Below are 15,504 nucleotides of genomic sequence, written 5' to 3' on the forward strand. Positions count from 1 at the left end.
ACCCTGCCGGGGAAAGACACCGCTTCCCGCGGGCAGGCTCAGCCCTCGGTGCCGGACGCGGAGCGGATGACGACGGGCGGCGCCCCAATTGGCGTGGCCGTGCTGCCCACCGGCGGAGAGTCCGGCTCGTCGTCCAGGTCGGTGAGCCGCGCCAGCTCGGACTCCGCCTCGGCGGCGTCCGCGGCGGCCTGCATCGGGTTGAGCTTCTTCTCCGCCATCTGCTTCTTGATGTGGATGAGCCCCTCCTCGCCGATGTCCAGGAACGCCTTCACCACGTCCGGGTCGAACTGCGTGTTGGCGCAGCGCTTGATCTCCTGGATGGCGTTGGCGAACGTCGTGCCCTTGCGGTACGGCCGGTCGCTCGTCATCGCGTCCAGCGTGTCCGCCACCGCGAAGATGCGCGCGCCGATGTGGATCTCATTGCGCTGGAGGTTGCGGGGGTAGCCCGCGCCGTCGTAGCGCTCCTGGTGCGACAGGACGATGTCCGCCGGGGTGGAGAGGAAGGGGATGTTCTGGATCATCTGGAAACCGATTTCCGGATGACGCCGCATCTCCAGCCACTCGTCGGGGGTGAGCTTGCCGGGCTTGAGCAGCACCGCGTCCGGCACGCCGATCTTCCCGATGTCGTGCAGGAGCGCCCCGCGGCCGATCTCCTCCATCTCCTTGCCGCGGATGCCCATGCGGCTGGCGATGGCGCTCGTGTAGCTGACCACGCGCTGGGAGTGGTCGCTCGTCTCGTGCTCGCGCGCGTCCAGGGCCGCCACCAGCGCCAGCAGCGTGTTCTGGTACGTGTTGGCGATGTTGTGCAGCGCGCTGCGCAGCTCGGCGGTGCGGTCGCGCACCTTGCCCTCGAGCTTCTTCTGGTAGCGCTTGCGCGCCATCTCGATGCGCCGCTTGGCGAGCGCACGCTCGATGGCCCGGATCAGGTCGGTGAGCTTGGGTGGCTTGAGCAGGTAGTCCACCGCGCCCCGGCGCAGACAGTCCACGGCGGACTCGGTGTCGCCGTAGCCGGTGAGCATGATGACGGACGTGTCCGGCAGCCGCTCGCGCAGGTTCTCCAGGAGCCACAGCCCGTCGCGGCCCGGCATCTTCATGTCGCTGATGACGAGCGGCGTCTCTTCTTCACCCGCGACGTCGAGCGCCATCTCGGCGCCGTTGGCCACGACGCAGTTGTAGCCCTCCTCACGGAGGAGCACGGAGATGACGTCGCGGACGGAGTCGTCGTCGTCGACGATCAGGATTCTGGGCGGTGCGGGGGGGATGGCTTCCACGGTGGAAGATTCTAGAGGTTTCCAGGGATTAAAGGCGAACGAGTGCGAGAAATCATCACCCCCTCGCCTCCCTGCCATCCAGGGTGGGGTGCGAGCCCTGGCGCCGGGGTGAACGTCCCGGGTTCCCGGCGCATTCCCCGCCTCCGGGAGTAGGGCGGGCAGGCGCCCTGCGTCAGCCGCGCGCCATTGTCCCCCGGTCGTAGCGGAACGGGGAGAGATCCACCGAGGGCTTCTCTCCCAGCACGGCCTGGGCGACGAGCTTGGCGGTGATGGGGGTGAGGAGGATGCCGTTGCGGAAGTGGCCCGTGGCGAGGAACAGGCCGGGCGTGGGCCCTTCTCCGATGTAGGGCAGCGCGTCCTGGGTCCAGGGACGGAAGCCGGCCCACGTCTCCACCACGGGCGCGCTGCCCAGGTCCGGGCAGAGCTCCAGCGCCATGTCGAGGATCCGCGCCAGGCCCGCCGCGGTCACCTGCTTGTCGAAGCCCACGTGCTCCATGGTGCTCCCGGCGATGATCCGCCCGTCCGCGCGCGGCACCAGGTAGCCCTTCGCGGACGTCACCACGCGCTCCAGGAGCGGCAGCCGCGTCTGCAGCTGCACCATCTGTCCTCGCGCCGGGCGCACCGCCTGCGCCGACACGCCCGCACCCTGGACCAGGGACGACCACGAGCCCGCCGCCAGCACCACGGCGTCCGCGCGCAGCACCTCGCCGTCCAGGTCCACGCCCACCGCGCGGCCGTGCTCGTGCACCACGCCGCGCACGTAGCCGCTCTTGAACACAGCACCCACGCGCGCGGCGGCCATGGTGAGCGCGCGCACGAGGAGCCGGTTGTCCACCTGGTGATCATCCGGGAAGTGCGCGGCGCCCACGGCGGTGGGGGACAGGTGCGGCTCCAGCTCGCGCGCGGCCTTGCCGTCGAGCAGCTGGGCGCGCAGCCCCATGCCGTGCTGCCAGCCCACGGTGGACTCCACATGGTGGAGGTCCGCTTCGTCGAACGCGACGCGCAGCAGGCCGCACGGCCGGTACGCGATGTCCACGCCGGAGAGTTCACGCAGCTCGGTGGCGAAGCTCCCGTAGAGGGCGCGGCTTCGCAGGCAGAGCTCGAAGAAGGGGCCCGGTCCGTCGGCCTCCCACTGCGGCGCGAGGATGCCGCCCGCGGCGCTGGAGGCCTCGGCGCCGGGGATGGAGCGCTCCAGCACCGTCACGCGCACACCGGCCTGACGGAGTCTCAGCGCGATGCCGCAGCCCATCACGCCACCGCCCACCACGAGGACGTCGGAGGTTGCCATGCGCCGCTTGTGCTCAAGCGAGCACGGGTTTGCAAGCGTCAAGACAGGCGATGACCTGGGGTGACTTGACGTTGGGGCCTCCAGTCGTTAACCCTAGGGCCGTGCTTTCCACGTCCCTGCATCACCACCATGCGCATCATCGGCCGGCCCATGACGGGACCGTTCGCCGCGCGCATGCCTGGGTGACGCACTAGAACGCACCCACTTCCGGCAGATGCCGCAGTGATCGAAGGCCCGTCCCCCCAGGACGGGCCTTTTTTCGTTTCCACGACCGCAGTCCCCCGAGCCCGACCATGTTGAAGATTGCCCTGCCCAACAAAGGACGTCTGTCCGAGGAAGTGCGCGAGCTGTTCAACGACGCGGGCCTGGAGGTGCGCGCCCGGGGAGAGCGGGCCCTCACCGCGTCCCTGGGCGGCGAGTTCGAGGCCATCTTCGTCCGCGCCCAGGACATCCCGGAGTTCGTCGCGGACGGCGCCGCGCAGGCGGGCGTCACCGGCTGGGACCTGGTGAACGAGGCCGGGCGCGAGCTGGAGCCGCTGATGGACCTGGAGTTCGGCCGCTGCCGGCTGGTGGTGGCCGCGCGCGACGAGAGCGGCATCACCCGCGTGGAGGACGTGAAGGACGGGATGCGGGTGGCCTCGTGCTTCCCTCGACTGACGCAGGCCTTCTTCCAGCAGCGTGGACAGAAGGTGACGGTGGTGCCGGTGAGCGGCGCGGCGGAGATCGCCCCGCACCTGGGCATCGCGGACATCGTGGTGGACCTCACGTCCACGGGCTCCACGCTGAAGATGAACGGCCTGCGGGAGGTGTCCACCGTGCTGGAGTCCAGCGCCCGGCTGGTGGCGTATCCGGGCAACGGCGCGGAGGCCCGGCGCGCGCTGGAGGAGCTGACGCAGGCGCTGGGGTCCGTGCTGGCGGCGCGCGGGCGGCGCTACCTGATGGCCAACGTCCCGAAGTCGTCGCTGGAGCAGGTGCGCGAGGTGCTGCCCGGCCTCAACGGCCCCACGGTGGTGGACGTGATGAACGGGGGCCACTTCGTCGCGGTGCACGCGGTGGTCTCGTCGAAGACGCTCTACCGCACGGTCAACGCGCTGAAGGCGCTGGGCGGGCAGGGCATCCTCGTCACGCGCATCGAGAGGTTGATGGCATGAGCGCTCCGGTCCTCAAGTATCAGGGTGCCCTGTCCGCACTGGATCCCGAAGCGCGGCGGAAGCTGCTGGCGCGCACGGGAGAGTCGGACGCCCAGGTGGCTTCCCGCGTCCAGGCGATCATCGCCCGTGTGCGCGCGGAAGGCGACCGGGCCCTCTTCGACTTCGCTCGCGAGTTCGACCGCGTGGAGTTGCAGGCCCTGGAGGTTCCACGCGCACGGTGGGACGTGGCGCTGGAGTCGATTCCGTCCGGGGTGCGCGAGGCGCTGACCCGCGCGGCGCGCAACATCGCCCGGGCCCACGCGGCGCAGCGGCCCCAGGCCACCGAGGTGGAGACGGAGCGCGGCGTGGTCGTGGGCCGCCGGCCGGATCCGCTGAGCCGGGTCGGCGTGTACGCCCCCGGCGGCCGGGCGGTGTACCCCAGCAGCGTGCTCATGGGCGTGGTCCCCGCGAAGGTGGCGGGCGTGGGCGAGGTCATCGTCTGTTCTCCGCCAGGACCGGACGGTCTGCCGAGCGCGGGCGTGCTCGCGGCGGCGGCATTGGCGGGCGCGGACCGGGTCTTCGCGTTGGGCGGCGCGGGTGCGGTGGCCGCGCTGGCCTATGGCACGCGGAGCGTTCCCCGGGTGGACCGCATCGTCGGACCGGGCAATGCCTACGTGGCGGCGGCGAAGCTCCAGGTGGTGGACGCCGTCGCCATCGACGCTCCCGCGGGCCCGAGCGAGATCCTCGTGGTCGCCGACGCGAGCGCCCAACCGGAGGCCGTGGCGCGCGAGCTGTTGGCCCAGGCGGAGCACGACCCCGAGGCCTGCTGCGTGGCGCTGGTGGTGGGCGCTTCGCTGGCGCAGGCGGTGCGGGACGCAGTGGAGCAGCAGGCCCGCGTCGCGCGGCGCGGGGACATCGTCCTTGCGGCGCTGGGCAGCCGGGGCGCGGTGTTGCGCATCGACTCGCTGGAGGAGGCGTGGCCCTTCGTCGCGGACTTCGCGCCGGAACACCTGCTGCTCGCGACGTCGAAGCCCTCGGAGGACCTGGCACGCGTTCGCAACGCAGGCACGGTGTTCGTGGGACAGCGCGCGTCGGTGGCCTTCGGCGACTACCTCACGGGCGCGAACCACGTGCTGCCCACCGCGGGCCTGGCCCGGGCGTACTCGGGGCTGAGCGTGCTGGACTTCTACCGCTGGACCACGTGGCAACGCGTGACGCCGGAAGCAGCGGCGGCGATGGCTGACGACGTGGGGACGCTGGCGGACAGCGAGGGCCTCTTCGCCCACGCGGCCGCGGCGCGGGCCTGGAGGGCGCCATGATTCCGTTCCGCGACACGTACCGGGACATCCCGCTGTACTCGCCGGCGAAGAAGCCGTGCCGGGTGGACCTGAGCGACAACACCAACCTCTTCGGAGCGCCCCCGTCGGCGGATCGCGTGCTGCGGGAAGAGGGCCTCCTGAAGCTCTCCCGCTATCCCGGCGGCTATGCGCCGGACCTGAAGCGCGCCGTGGCGCGGTACGCGGGCGTCGCGGTGGAGAACGTGACGACGGGCTGCGGCTCGGACGACGTCATCGACTGCGCGCTGCGGGCCTTCCTGGAGCCCGGAGACGTGGTGGCCTTTCCGGACCCCACGTTCGTGATGGTGCCCATGTTCGCCCGGCTGAGCGCGCTCAAGCCGGTGCCCGTGCCGCTGCGGGCGGGTTCGGACCTGGACCTGGACGTGGAGGGCCTGCTCGCCACGGGGGCGAAGCTCATCTACGTGTGCACGCCGAACAACCCCACTGGCACCGTGGCCTCCCGCGCGGCGCTGGAGCGGCTGGTGGATCAGGCGCGGGGCGTGGTGCTCATCGACCAGGCCTATGTGGAGTTCACGCGGGGCGGAGACTTCCTCGACCTGGCGCGGACGCGGCCCAACGTCCTGGTGACGCGCACGATGTCCAAGGCGTTCGGGCTCGCGGGCCTGCGGGTGGGCTGGGGCGTGGGCGCGCCGTCGCTGGTCGCGGAGGTGGAGAAGGCCCGGGGGCCCTACAAGCACACGACGCTGGGCGAGGCCGTGGCGGTGTCCGCGCTCACGGAGGACGTCCCCTGGATGGAGGCCTGCGCGGCGGAGGCCGTGGAGAACCGCGAACGGCTGCGCGGCGGCTTGAGGGCGCTGGGCCTGGAGCCGCTGCCCTCGGAGGGCAACTTCCTCCTCGTCCCCGTGCCGGAAGCGCGGCGGGTGGGCGAAGCGCTGCGGGAGCGCAACGTGAACGTGCGGGTGTTCGAAGGGCTCACGGGCGTGGGCGATGCGCTGCGCATCGGCTGCGGTCCCTGGCCCCTGATGGCTTCAGCGCTGAAGGCGCTCAAGGAGGTGCTGTGATGCGAGTGACCCTGTTCGACTACGGCGCGGGCAACCTGCACTCGCTGATCAAGGCGCTGGCCACCACGCCAGGCGCGGAGGTGCGCGTGCAGGAGGAGCCGTCGCGCGCGCTGGATACGGACGTCCTGGTGCTGCCCGGCGTGGGGGCATTTGGTTCCGCGGCGGCGCGGCTGGCTCCGGGACGCGAGGCGATGCGCAAGGCCCTGGACGCGGGCCTGCCGTGCCTGGGCATCTGCCTGGGCATGCAGCTGCTCTTCGAGGAGAGCGACGAGGGGGCAGGGCAGGGACTCGGCTACTTCCCGGGCCGGGTGACGCGGCTGGCCGCGCGGCATGTCCCCCAGATCGGCTGGAACGACGTGGAGGAGGACCGGGCGCTTAAGTCCGCGCGGCTGTCCACCGTGTACTACGCGCACAGCTTCGTGTGCCGTGCCGTGGAGCCGCGCGAGGTGGTGGGCTGGACGACCCACGAAGGCGACCGGTTCCCCGCCTCCGTGCGGCGCGGCAACGTGCTGGGCGTGCAGTTCCACCCGGAGAAGTCCTCCGACGCGGGCGTGCGCTTCGTGCAGGCGTTCCTCCAGGAGGTGGCCTCGTGATCGCCATCCCGGCCATCGACCTGCGGGAAGGCGCGTGCGTGCAGCTCGTGGGAGGCTCCTACGAGGCGGAGCGCGTGCGCGTGAATGATCCGCTGGATGCCTTGAAGCAGTGGCTCTCGCTGGGCTTCCGCACGTTCCATGTCGTGGACCTGGACGCGGCGCTGGGCAAGGGCTCCAACGCGGATGTGGTGGCGCGGCTGGTGTCGTATGCCCCGGGCCTTACCTTTTCGGTGGGCGGCGGTGTGCGCGAGGCCTGGCGGGTGGAGGCGGTGCTCGCGGGCGGGGCGTCCTCGGTCGTCGTGGGGACCCGCGCCATCGAGGATCTCGCCTGGCTCACCGAGGTCTCGGAGCGCTTCCCGGGCCGCGTGGTGGTCGCCGCGGACGTGAAGGGCCGCGAGGTCGTGACGCGCGGCTGGACGGCCGGCAGCGCGCGCGACATCCGCGACGTGCTGTCCGCGCTGGAGCCCCTGCCGCTGGGCGGGTTGCTCGTCACGGCGGTGCACAAGGAGGGGCAGCTGGGCGGCGTGGACCTGCCGCTGATGGAGGAGGTGGCCCGTTCGAGCCGGCACCGGATCCTTGCCTCCGGCGGCGTGACGACGTTGGAGGACCTGCGCGCGCTGGCGAAGGTGGGCGCGCACGGGGCTGTGGTGGGCATGGCGCTTTACACAGGACGGCTGGATGCGCGCGCGGTCGCGCGGGAGTTCACGGAATGAGCACGGTCACGACGGTCGTCCGGGAAACGAAGGAGACGCAGGTCACGGTGGAGCTGGCGCGCGGCACGGGCGTGGCCCGGGTGGACACGGGCCTCAAGTTCTTCGACCACATGCTCGCCACCTTCGCGCGCTACGCGGGGCTGGACCTGACCCTGCGCGCGCGCGGCGACCTGCGCCACCACCTGATGGAGGACGTGGCCATCACCCTGGGCACCGCCGTCCAGCGCGTCATCCCCGCCACGGCGGCGCGCTACGGCGAGCGCACCCTGCCCATGGACGACGCGCTGGTGCAGGCGTGCCTGGACGCGGGCGGGCGCTTCTACTACCGGGGCCCGCTGAAGAACCGGCTGTACGAGCACTGGATGCGCTCCTTCTGCGAACACTCGCGCATCACGCTCCACCTGCGCGTGCTGCGCGGGAAGGACAGCCACCACCTCACCGAGGCGGCCTTCAAGGCGCTGGGGCTCGCGCTGCGCGACGCGATGGTGGACTCCGGCGTCGTCTTCAGCATGAAGGGCAGCGTCTCCCTGGAGGTGAAGTGATGCTCCGCCGACGGATCATCGTCTGCCTGGACGTGAAGGGCGGCCGCGTGGTGAAGGGCATCCAGTTCGAGGGCCTGCGCGACGTGGGCGACCCGGTGGAGCTGGCGCGGCGCTATGAGGAGGCCGGCGCGGACGAGGTGACGTTCCTGGACATCTCCGCGAGCGCCGAGGAGCGGCAGACGCTGTGGGACCTGGTCCAGCGCACCGCGGAGCGCCTCTTCATCCCGCTCACGGTGGGCGGCGGCGTGCGGACCGTGGAGGACGTGGGGCGCGCGCTGCGGGCCGGCGCGGACAAGGTGAGCATCAACTCCGCGGCCGTGGCCACGCCCGAACTGCTCACCGGCTGCGCGGAGCGCTTCGGCGCCCAGTGCGTCGTGGCCAGCATCGACGCGAAGCGGGAGGGCGACCGCTACCGCGTCTACACGCACGGAGGCCGCCGCCCCACCGACCTGGACGCGGTGGCCTGGGCGAAGGAGTGCGTCCGGCGCGGCGCGGGCGAGGTGCTGCTCACCAGCATCGACCGGGACGGCGCGCGCACGGGCTATGACCTGGACCTGACGCGCGCGGTGGCGGAGGCCGTGGACGTGCCCGTCATCGCCTCCGGCGGCGCGGGCCGCGCGGAGCACGTGCGAGACGCGCTGACGATTGGCGCGGCGGATGCGGCGCTGGTGGCCGGCATCCTCCACGATGGCCTCACCACCGTGGGCGCCTTGAAGGCCCTGCTGAAGGACAACGGCATCTCCATCCGGAGCACGACATGAACGCGGACCCGAGAGATTTGATGGAGGCCGCCGCCGACGTGGCGCGCAAGGCCGGTGACGTGGCGCTGGACTTCTTCCGGCGCGGCATCGCCGTGGACACCAAGAGCGATGGAACGCCCGTGACCGTGGCGGATCGCACCGCCGAGTGGACCGCCCGCGAGTGGCTGGAGGCGCACTTCCCCGAGGACGGCATCCTGGGCGAGGAGTTCGGCGAGTCGCGGCCGGGCGCGAAGCGCCGCTGGATATTGGATCCCATCGACGGCACGAAGACGTTCATCCGGGGCGTGCCGCTGTGGGGCACGCTGGTCGCGGTGGCGGAAGGGGAGAACATCCTCGCGGGCGCGGCCTACTTCCCGGCCGTGAACGAGCTGCTCGTCGCGTCTCCGGGCCTGGGTTGCTTCTGGAACGGCTCCGCGGCGCGCGTGTCGGAGCAGGACTCGCTGGCGCAATCCGTGGTGCTCATCACCGACGAGCGCTTCCTCCAGAACCCCGCGAAGGGCCAGGCGTGGCGGGAGCTGTCCCGGCAGGCGTCCCTCTCCCGCACGTGGGGGGACTGCTACGGCTACCTCCTCGTCGCCACCGGCCGCGCGGAGGCCATGGTGGACGAGGCCCTGTCCCCCTGGGACGCGGCGGCGCTGCAACCCATCATCGAGGAGGCGGGCGGCGTGTTCACCGACTGGAAGGGTACGCGCACGGCGTTCGGCGGTGACGGCATCGCCACCAACGCGGCGCTGGCGAAGCAGGTGCGCGAGGTGCTGGGCAAGGGAGTGCGGCCATGACGCTGGACCTCTCCACGTTGAACTTCGACAAGGGCCAGGGGCTGGTGACGGTGGTGACGCAGGACGCGAGCACCGGCGACGTCCTGATGGTGGCGCACGCCGACCGCGAGGCGCTGGAGCGCACGCTCGCCACGGGCGAGATGCACTACCGCTCCCGCACGCGCGGCCTCTGGCACAAGGGCGCCACCAGCGGGAACACCCAGCAGGTCGTCTCCCTCACCGCGGATTGCGACGGTGACGCGGTGCTCGCGCGCGTGCGGAAGGCCGGCCCCGCGTGCCACACCGGCGAGGAGACCTGCTTCGGTGAAGGCCGCTGGGACACGCTCGCGCACCTGGACGCGACGCTCGCCGCCCGCGCGACGGGCCCCCTGCCGGAGGGCGCGAAGCCCAGCTACACGCGGCGCCTGCTGGAGGACCGGAACCTGCGCCTGAAGAAGCTGGGCGAGGAGGCCGCGGAGCTCGTCACCGCCTGCGCGGACGCGGACAAGCACCGGGCCGCCGAGGAGGCCGCCGACGTGCTCTACCACGTGCTCGTCGCGGTCCGACCCCTGGGCCTGACGCTGGACGACGTGAAGGCCGTCCTCGCCGCGCGCGCACGTCCGAAGGTGCCCTGAAATCCCAGGATTCCCCGGCGTGTCGGTTGCGACCCAGGCGGAGTTGTCCAACTGCACTGCATCCTCACAGCGTGGCTGGCACACAGGCACCCCAAAGGTGCAGGCGTGTGTCCGCTACTCTTCAAGTGCTTCTGTGATCCTGGTACAGATTCCGGTCTGCGACACGGGCCGTGCCCGACGAAGCGGCCCCGTCGTCATCAGCGTTCGCATCCCGGAGGCTTCGTGTCTGCCACGTACCAATCCGAACTCATCGACCGCGTCCTCTTCTCGCGCTGGCACAACCCGCCGACGAAGGATGACGTCCAGGCCATCATGGCGCAGATGGAGGAGGCGACGCAGCGGCTGGGACAGAACGTGCTGTACATCGCGTCCATCAGCCCCAAGGCGAAGGTTCCCGATGCGACCGAGCGCGCGCACCTGAACCAGATGGTGGCCGAGGGCCGCCGCTACTGTGAGCAGTCCTGGCTCGTGTACGAGGGCACGGACCTGCAGCACAACCTCCAGCGCGTCATCATCTCGGGCGTGCTCATCCTCACGCGCACGTTCGACAACTACCTGTCGGTCGCGAAGTCGGCGGACGCCATCGTCAAGGACGTCTCCACCGCCCTGAAGAAGGACGCGACGTCCATCTTCCGCCAGGCGCGCGACCGCGGCCTCATCGCCTGAGACCCACGCGGGCGACGTCGGAGGCCCTCCGACGCCGCGTGCGTGATGGCGCCCGCGCTACCGGGCGCCGATGATCTCCAGCTCCTTCAGCTCCACTCCCGGCCGCTCCGGAAGGACGCTCAGCGCGTCCACGTCGAGCAGGGGGACCGCGGGCTTGCAGATCTCCCACCTGCCCGTGCCGCGGAAGCGGCAGACGGTGGGGTCCACGAAGTACCCCGTGCCTCCCGGCCCAGCGCGCCCCACGCCCTCCGGCGCGCGGACGTGCGCCCGCAGCGAGCCCGGCCCCGTGGCGAGCACCTGGAAGGACACCGCGTACTTCAGCACCGGCGCGTACTCGAGCCGCAGCGTGCCGTCCGAGCCCGAGCCCGTGCCGCTGCTCGCCAGGGGCAGCTTCACCCCCGACAGCTCGTCCCGGTCGAACGCGCGGAACGCGTCTCCCGGCCCCGTCGGGTGATCCGGTTCGATGGGCTTCGTCTCCACCGCGCCCTGCGTGTGCAGCGTCGCCAGCTGGGGTGCTCGCGAGCCCTGCTGCACCGCCGCCGCGTTCAGGAGCGGGGCGGGCAGCTGCCCCGTCTTCACACAGGTGGGAGCCAGCGTCTCCAGCAGCGCCAGGAGCGGCGGCTCCACGGTCGCTCCCGTCAGGGCCGCGGGCCCCACGGCCTGGCGCACGAGCTCCTGGCAGGTCGCGCCCAGGGCGGGCCCCGCGTGCTCCAGGCTCCACTGCGCCTCCTGCAGGGCAGGGTTCCCCCGGTTCGCGGCCTCCTGCAACGCGTGCGTCACGGCCTGGCCGCAGGGATTGTCGTCCGGCGCACAGCGCTCACAGAGGGTGGCGAGCAGCTCGCGGGGCAGGCCGTCCTTCGCGGTGAGGGGCGCGCGGGAGGCCAGGGCAGGGCCCCTCGCGCAGGCGGCGGCGGGAGGGGTGGGACAGTCGCCGAGCTGCCGGCGCGCATCGCTCCAGGCGGTCCCTGCATCCGCAGAGGTGCCTCCGTCGGACGCGAGCAGGTCCCCGAGGACGGCGTCCAGGCTCCGGCACGCGGCGGGGCCCAGGTCGGGCGGGGTGAGCCTCACCGGCGTCGCGGCCGGTGGCTGCCCGGGGGCCGGAGCGGGCGGGGTTTGATGCGACACGTAATAGAGGCGGGCGAACGCCAGCAGCGCTACTAGCATCAAGAGAAGCGTGTGGAGCGGGAAGCGACGCACGAGCAAACTCCTTGATTCCAACCGGGACCGGGGGTTATCAGCGCCCGCGAGTTCCATCCGCAAAAATGACCGGAGGCGTGTGTGGCTGAGACTTTCGACGTGGTGATCATCGGCTCGGGTCCTGGCGGCTATGTGGGCGCCATCCGCGCGGCCCAGCTCGGGCTGAAGACGGCCATCATCGAAAAGGACAAGCGCCTGGGCGGGACGTGTCTGCACCGCGGGTGCATCCCCACCAAGTCGCTCCTGTGGACGGCGTCGCTCTTCCACCACATCAAGGAGTCGTCCGACTTCGGCATCGACGTGGCGAACCCCACCGTGAACTGGGCCAACGCCCAGAAGCACAAGGACAAGGTCGTCACCAAGGGTGCCAACGGCATCGACTTCCTGATGAAGAAGAACAAGATCACCGTGGTGAAGGGCCACGGCCGCATCTCCGGCAAGGGCAAGGTGGAGGTCACGGCGGAGGACGGCTCCAAGCAGACCCTGGAGACGAAGAACATCATCATCGCCACGGGCTCCGTGCCCAAGTCCCTGCCGAACGTGCAGGTGGACCACAAGCGGGTGATGAACAGTGACTCCATCCTGACCATCGACCGCATCCCCAAGAGCATCATCGTCCTGGGCGCGGGCGCGGTGGGCTGCGAGTTCGCCTCCGTGTTCAACCACGTGGGCAGCAAGACGGCCATCGTGGAGTACATGCCCGCGCTGCTCCCCATCGAGGACGCGGACGTCTCCAAGGAGCTGGACAAGATCTTCCGCCGCCGCGGCATCGACGTGCACACGGGCTCCGCGGTGCAGAAGGTGGAGCACACGGCGGACGGCGTGCGCGTCACCATGAAGGTGGGCGAGGAGACGAAGACGCTGGAGGCGGAGATCCTCCTGTCGGCGGTGGGCCGCGCGCCCGTCACCGAGGAGGTGGGCCTCAACAAGACGTCCATCCAGACCGACCGCGGCTTCATCAAGGTCGACACGCTGTGCCGCACCAGCGAGCCCAACGTCTACGCCATCGGCGACGTCATCCCCACGCCGATGCTGGCGCACATGGCCAGCGCCGAGTGCGTGATGGTGGTGGAGCACATCGCCGGGAAGAACCCCGCGCCCATCAACTACGACCTGACCCCGTCGGCCACGTACTGCTACCCCGAGGTGGCGTCCGTGGGCCTCACGGAGAAGAAGGCCAAGGAGCGCGGCTACGACGTGAAGGTGGGCATCGCCCCCTTCGGCGCCGTCACGAAGTCGGCCATCTCCAACGAGTCGATCGGCATGATCAAGATCGTCTCCGACCGGAAGTACGACGAGGTGCTGGGCATCCACATCATCGGGCCGCACGCCACGGAGCTGCTCGCCGAGGCCTGCGTCGCGATGAAGCTGGAGATCACCACCGAGGAGCTGGCCCACACCATCCACGCGCACCCGACGCTCTCCGAGATCATGCACGAGGGCGCCGAGGCCACGCTGGGTCACCCGCTGCACTTCTAGCGGGCGCGGCGGCCCGGCCCCTTCTTCCGGCCGGGTCCGCCGTAGAGCGCCACGAGTGAGGCCGCCAGCGCGGCCAGCCGTTGGCGCAGCGGTTCCGGGGCGAGCACCTCCACGCCCGCCCCGATTTCGCACAGCTGGGAGACCGCGATGGACTCCCGCTCGAAGTCCAGCGTCACCTTCCGCTTCCCACCGCGTGCCGCGGGCGCCTTGTCGATGCGCTCACCGTCGGCCGGGGGACGCAGCCTCCGCAGCGCCGCTTCGCCTTCCTGCGTGCAGGCGAGGGTGACGTCGTAGCGGGGGCGCTCCACGGCGAACTTCGCGCACCAGTCCTTCCAGAACGCGGGCAGGTCGAAGCCGTGGGGGCGGGTGAAGCCCTGGGGGGAGAGCCGCACGTCGCCAATGCGCCCGCCCCGGAAGACGCGGGGGCCCTTGTTCGTCCCGGCGACGAGGTACCAGCGGTCCGCCTTGATGACGAGCCCGTAGGGGTCCACCGTCCGGCGGGAGCGGGCGCCGTCGAAGTCCTGGTAGCTCAGCGACACGCGGCGGTCCTGCCAGGCGGCGTCGCGCAGCTTGCCCAGGTGCGGCAGCGGCTCGCGGCCGGTGAACCAGCCGGAGGCGTCCACGTGGAGCCGCTGGCGCGCGTGCTCCAGCGCGGGTTGCTGGAGGGCGGGGAGGGCCGCGGCCAGCTTCACCAGGCCCGTGCGCAGCGGCGTGGACAGGCCCAGGTCCTCCAGGGCTCCGGGGGCTCCCAGCGTGGCCAGGGCCTGGAGCTCCGGACGCGTGAGGCCGGTGAGCTGCGTGCGCCAGCCCTCCATCAGCGCCACGCCGCCCGCCGCGCCTCGCGTCGCGTACACGGGGACGCCCGCCGTCGAGAGGGCGTCGAGGTCGCGGTGCACGGTCCGGCTGGAGACCTGGAGCTCGCGCGCCAGCTCGCCCACCGTGCTGCGCGGGCGGACCTGGAGGCGCATCAAGAGGTGGACGAGGCGATCCGCGCGCATGGGCCCTCCGGGCTTGGGGTGAGGTGCAGCCTGGACCGGGAATCATGACAGGGGTTGTCAGGATTGGGCGTGCAAGGTGGCGCGTGAAAGGGGAGCACTGACATGAAGCCACTTGAGGGACAGGTGGCCCTGGTCGCGGGAGCGACGCGGGGCGCGGGCCGGGGAATCGCGACGATGCTGGGGGCCGCGGGGGCCACGGTGTACTGCACCGGGCGCAGCGTGCGGGGCCGGCTGGCGAGCGGGGACTCGCGGCCGGAGACGATCGAGGAGACGGCGGAGCAGGTGACGGCGCTGGGCGGGAAGGGCATCGCGGTGCGGGTGGACCACACCGTGGAGGAGGAGGTGGAGGCGCTCTGCCAGCGCATCCGCGCGGAGGCCGGGAAGCTGGACGTGCTGGTCAACGACATCTGGGGCGGGGAGACGCTGCACGAGCTGGGGCTGGCCTTCTGGAAGCAGTCACCCGCGAAGGCGCGGCTCATGTTCGACCGCGCCGTGTACACGCACCTCTGCACCAGCCGCTACGCGGTGCCGTTGATGCTGGAGCGCGACCGGGGGCTCATCGTGGAGGTGACGGATGGGGACTCGTTCGGGTACCGGGGCGGCGTCGCGTATGACGTGACGAAGATGGCGGTCATCCGGCTGGCCTTCGCGATGTCGCGGGACCTGCGCCGCACGAACGTCACGGCGCTGGCGGTGACGCCGGGGTTCCTGCGCTCGGAGGAGATGCTGGATGGCTTCGGGGTGAAGGAGGCGAACTGGCGCGACGCGGTGAAGACCGTGCCGGACTTCATCGCGTCGGAGACGCCGTCGTACGTGGGCCGCGCGGTGGCGGCATTGGCGGCGGATCCGCACGTCCACCGCAGGGCGGGGCGCGTGGTCGCGTCGTGGACGCTGGCGCGCGAGTACGGCTTCACGGACCTGGATGGTTCCCAGCCGCACTGGGCGGAGTACTTCGAGCGGACGTACGGGAAGGCGTACACCGTCGCGGACGACGCGGCGTATGCGTCGTGGCTGGGGGGCGCCATCGAAACTGTCTGCCCGGACTGGCCGCGGTACTGACCGCGCACGCCCCATCCCCGGCGGCGGGACGAAGCGCTATGGTCTGACGCGAGAG

General features: G+C 71.4%; 16 protein-coding genes. 12 read left to right on the top strand and 4 right to left on the bottom strand.

The window, feature by feature from the left end:
- Window positions 1-38: 38 nt before the first annotated feature.
- Together AABA78_RS14355 and thiO are read right to left on the bottom strand one after the other, a co-directional pair.
- Window positions 39-1,271, bottom strand: coding sequence for an HD domain-containing phosphohydrolase (locus AABA78_RS14355; protein WP_171412401.1), 1,233 nt, complete (start codon window positions 1,269-1,271; stop codon window positions 39-41).
- Window positions 1,272-1,443: 172 nt separating this feature from the next.
- Window positions 1,444-2,559 (bottom strand): glycine oxidase ThiO, encoded by a 1,116-nt coding sequence (gene thiO, locus AABA78_RS14360; RefSeq protein ID WP_171412402.1) that lies wholly within the window; start codon window positions 2,557-2,559, stop codon window positions 1,444-1,446.
- A gap of 293 nt (window positions 2,560-2,852) precedes the next feature.
- Between thiO and hisG the strand changes: the two genes are divergently transcribed.
- The 10 genes from hisG (at window position 2,853) to AABA78_RS14410 (ending at window position 10,716) form a co-directional block, all read left to right on the top strand.
- Window positions 2,853-3,710, top strand: coding sequence for an ATP phosphoribosyltransferase (gene hisG, locus AABA78_RS14365; RefSeq protein ID WP_171412403.1), 858 nt, complete (start codon window positions 2,853-2,855; stop codon window positions 3,708-3,710).
- Window positions 3,707-5,008: a histidinol dehydrogenase gene (gene hisD / locus AABA78_RS14370; RefSeq protein ID WP_338263623.1), complete on the top strand. Its 1,302-nt coding sequence runs from the start codon at window positions 3,707-3,709 to the stop codon at window positions 5,006-5,008. The genes hisG and hisD overlap by 4 nt, the downstream gene beginning before the upstream one ends.
- Window positions 5,005-6,048 (top strand): pyridoxal phosphate-dependent aminotransferase, encoded by a 1,044-nt coding sequence (locus tag AABA78_RS14375; protein ID WP_338263625.1) that lies wholly within the window; start codon window positions 5,005-5,007, stop codon window positions 6,046-6,048. The genes hisD and AABA78_RS14375 overlap by 4 nt, the downstream gene beginning before the upstream one ends.
- Window positions 6,048-6,641: an imidazole glycerol phosphate synthase subunit HisH gene (hisH, locus tag AABA78_RS14380; RefSeq protein ID WP_338263626.1), complete on the top strand. Its 594-nt coding sequence runs from the start codon at window positions 6,048-6,050 to the stop codon at window positions 6,639-6,641. Before AABA78_RS14375 ends, hisH begins: the two co-directional genes overlap by 1 nt.
- Window positions 6,638-7,354, top strand: coding sequence for a 1-(5-phosphoribosyl)-5-[(5-phosphoribosylamino)methylideneamino]imidazole-4-carboxamide isomerase (locus AABA78_RS14385; protein WP_338263627.1), 717 nt, complete (start codon window positions 6,638-6,640; stop codon window positions 7,352-7,354). The genes hisH and AABA78_RS14385 overlap by 4 nt, the downstream gene beginning before the upstream one ends.
- Window positions 7,351-7,896 carry an imidazoleglycerol-phosphate dehydratase gene (locus AABA78_RS14390; protein WP_120549859.1) on the top strand — a complete coding sequence of 182 codons (546 nt, stop codon included), beginning with the start codon at window positions 7,351-7,353 and terminating at the stop codon, window positions 7,894-7,896. The genes AABA78_RS14385 and AABA78_RS14390 overlap by 4 nt, the downstream gene beginning before the upstream one ends.
- A complete protein-coding gene (hisF, locus tag AABA78_RS14395; protein WP_338263633.1) occupies window positions 7,896-8,657 on the top strand; it encodes an imidazole glycerol phosphate synthase subunit HisF in 762 nt (253 codons plus the stop codon). Before AABA78_RS14390 ends, hisF begins: the two co-directional genes overlap by 1 nt.
- Window positions 8,654-9,436 carry a histidinol-phosphatase gene (gene hisN / locus AABA78_RS14400; protein WP_338263634.1) on the top strand — a complete coding sequence of 261 codons (783 nt, stop codon included), beginning with the start codon at window positions 8,654-8,656 and terminating at the stop codon, window positions 9,434-9,436. The genes hisF and hisN overlap by 4 nt, the downstream gene beginning before the upstream one ends.
- Window positions 9,433-10,050 carry a bifunctional phosphoribosyl-AMP cyclohydrolase/phosphoribosyl-ATP diphosphatase HisIE gene (gene hisIE / locus AABA78_RS14405; RefSeq protein WP_338263636.1) on the top strand — a complete coding sequence of 206 codons (618 nt, stop codon included), beginning with the start codon at window positions 9,433-9,435 and terminating at the stop codon, window positions 10,048-10,050. Before hisN ends, hisIE begins: the two co-directional genes overlap by 4 nt.
- Before the next feature lie 222 nt (window positions 10,051-10,272).
- Window positions 10,273-10,716 (top strand): DofB protein, encoded by a 444-nt coding sequence (locus AABA78_RS14410; protein ID WP_171412412.1) that lies wholly within the window; start codon window positions 10,273-10,275, stop codon window positions 10,714-10,716.
- A gap of 57 nt (window positions 10,717-10,773) precedes the next feature.
- Here the strand turns inward: AABA78_RS14410 and AABA78_RS14415 are convergent, their stop codons facing one another.
- A complete protein-coding gene (locus tag AABA78_RS14415; RefSeq protein ID WP_338263637.1) occupies window positions 10,774-11,880 on the bottom strand; it encodes a hypothetical protein in 1,107 nt (368 codons plus the stop codon).
- Window positions 11,881-11,994: 114 nt separating this feature from the next.
- Between AABA78_RS14415 and lpdA the strand changes: the two genes are divergently transcribed.
- On the top strand, window positions 11,995-13,392 hold the full coding sequence (lpdA, locus tag AABA78_RS14420) for a dihydrolipoyl dehydrogenase (protein ID WP_338263639.1): 1,398 nt from the start codon (window positions 11,995-11,997) through the stop codon (window positions 13,390-13,392).
- On the opposite strand, the gene AABA78_RS14425 is transcribed toward lpdA, so the two are convergent.
- A complete protein-coding gene (locus AABA78_RS14425; protein ID WP_338263641.1) occupies window positions 13,389-14,390 on the bottom strand; it encodes a helix-turn-helix transcriptional regulator in 1,002 nt (333 codons plus the stop codon). The two genes, lpdA and AABA78_RS14425, sit on opposite strands and share 4 nt — an antisense overlap.
- A 102-nt stretch (window positions 14,391-14,492) precedes the next feature.
- Here AABA78_RS14425 and AABA78_RS14430 point away from each other — a divergent pair, with 102 nt between their 5' ends.
- Window positions 14,493-15,449 carry an SDR family oxidoreductase gene (locus AABA78_RS14430; RefSeq protein WP_338263642.1) on the top strand — a complete coding sequence of 319 codons (957 nt, stop codon included), beginning with the start codon at window positions 14,493-14,495 and terminating at the stop codon, window positions 15,447-15,449.
- Window positions 15,450-15,504 lie beyond the last annotated feature (55 nt).

It is taken from the genome of Corallococcus caeni, assembly GCF_036245865.1.
GTDB lineage: Bacteria > Myxococcota > Myxococcia > Myxococcales > Myxococcaceae > Corallococcus > Corallococcus caeni.

Coding starts and splice junctions, on each gene's coding strand:
- AABA78_RS14425 (WP_338263641.1), bottom strand. CDS start 14,390: ATGCGCGCGGATCGCCTCGTCCACCTCTTGATGCGCCTCCAGGTCCGC.
- thiO (WP_171412402.1), bottom strand. CDS start 2,559: ATGGCAACCTCCGACGTCCTCGTGGTGGGCGGTGGCGTGATGGGCTGC.
- hisF (WP_338263633.1), top strand. CDS start 7,896: ATGCTCCGCCGACGGATCATCGTCTGCCTGGACGTGAAGGGCGGCCGC.
- hisIE (WP_338263636.1), top strand. CDS start 9,433: ATGACGCTGGACCTCTCCACGTTGAACTTCGACAAGGGCCAGGGGCTG.
- AABA78_RS14430 (WP_338263642.1), top strand. CDS start 14,493: ATGAAGCCACTTGAGGGACAGGTGGCCCTGGTCGCGGGAGCGACGCGG.
- AABA78_RS14375 (WP_338263625.1), top strand. CDS start 5,005: ATGATTCCGTTCCGCGACACGTACCGGGACATCCCGCTGTACTCGCCG.
- hisN (WP_338263634.1), top strand. CDS start 8,654: ATGAACGCGGACCCGAGAGATTTGATGGAGGCCGCCGCCGACGTGGCG.
- hisH (WP_338263626.1), top strand. CDS start 6,048: ATGCGAGTGACCCTGTTCGACTACGGCGCGGGCAACCTGCACTCGCTG.
- AABA78_RS14415 (WP_338263637.1), bottom strand. CDS start 11,880: ATGCTAGTAGCGCTGCTGGCGTTCGCCCGCCTCTATTACGTGTCGCAT.
- hisD (WP_338263623.1), top strand. CDS start 3,707: ATGAGCGCTCCGGTCCTCAAGTATCAGGGTGCCCTGTCCGCACTGGAT.
- hisG (WP_171412403.1), top strand. CDS start 2,853: ATGTTGAAGATTGCCCTGCCCAACAAAGGACGTCTGTCCGAGGAAGTG.
- AABA78_RS14390 (WP_120549859.1), top strand. CDS start 7,351: ATGAGCACGGTCACGACGGTCGTCCGGGAAACGAAGGAGACGCAGGTC.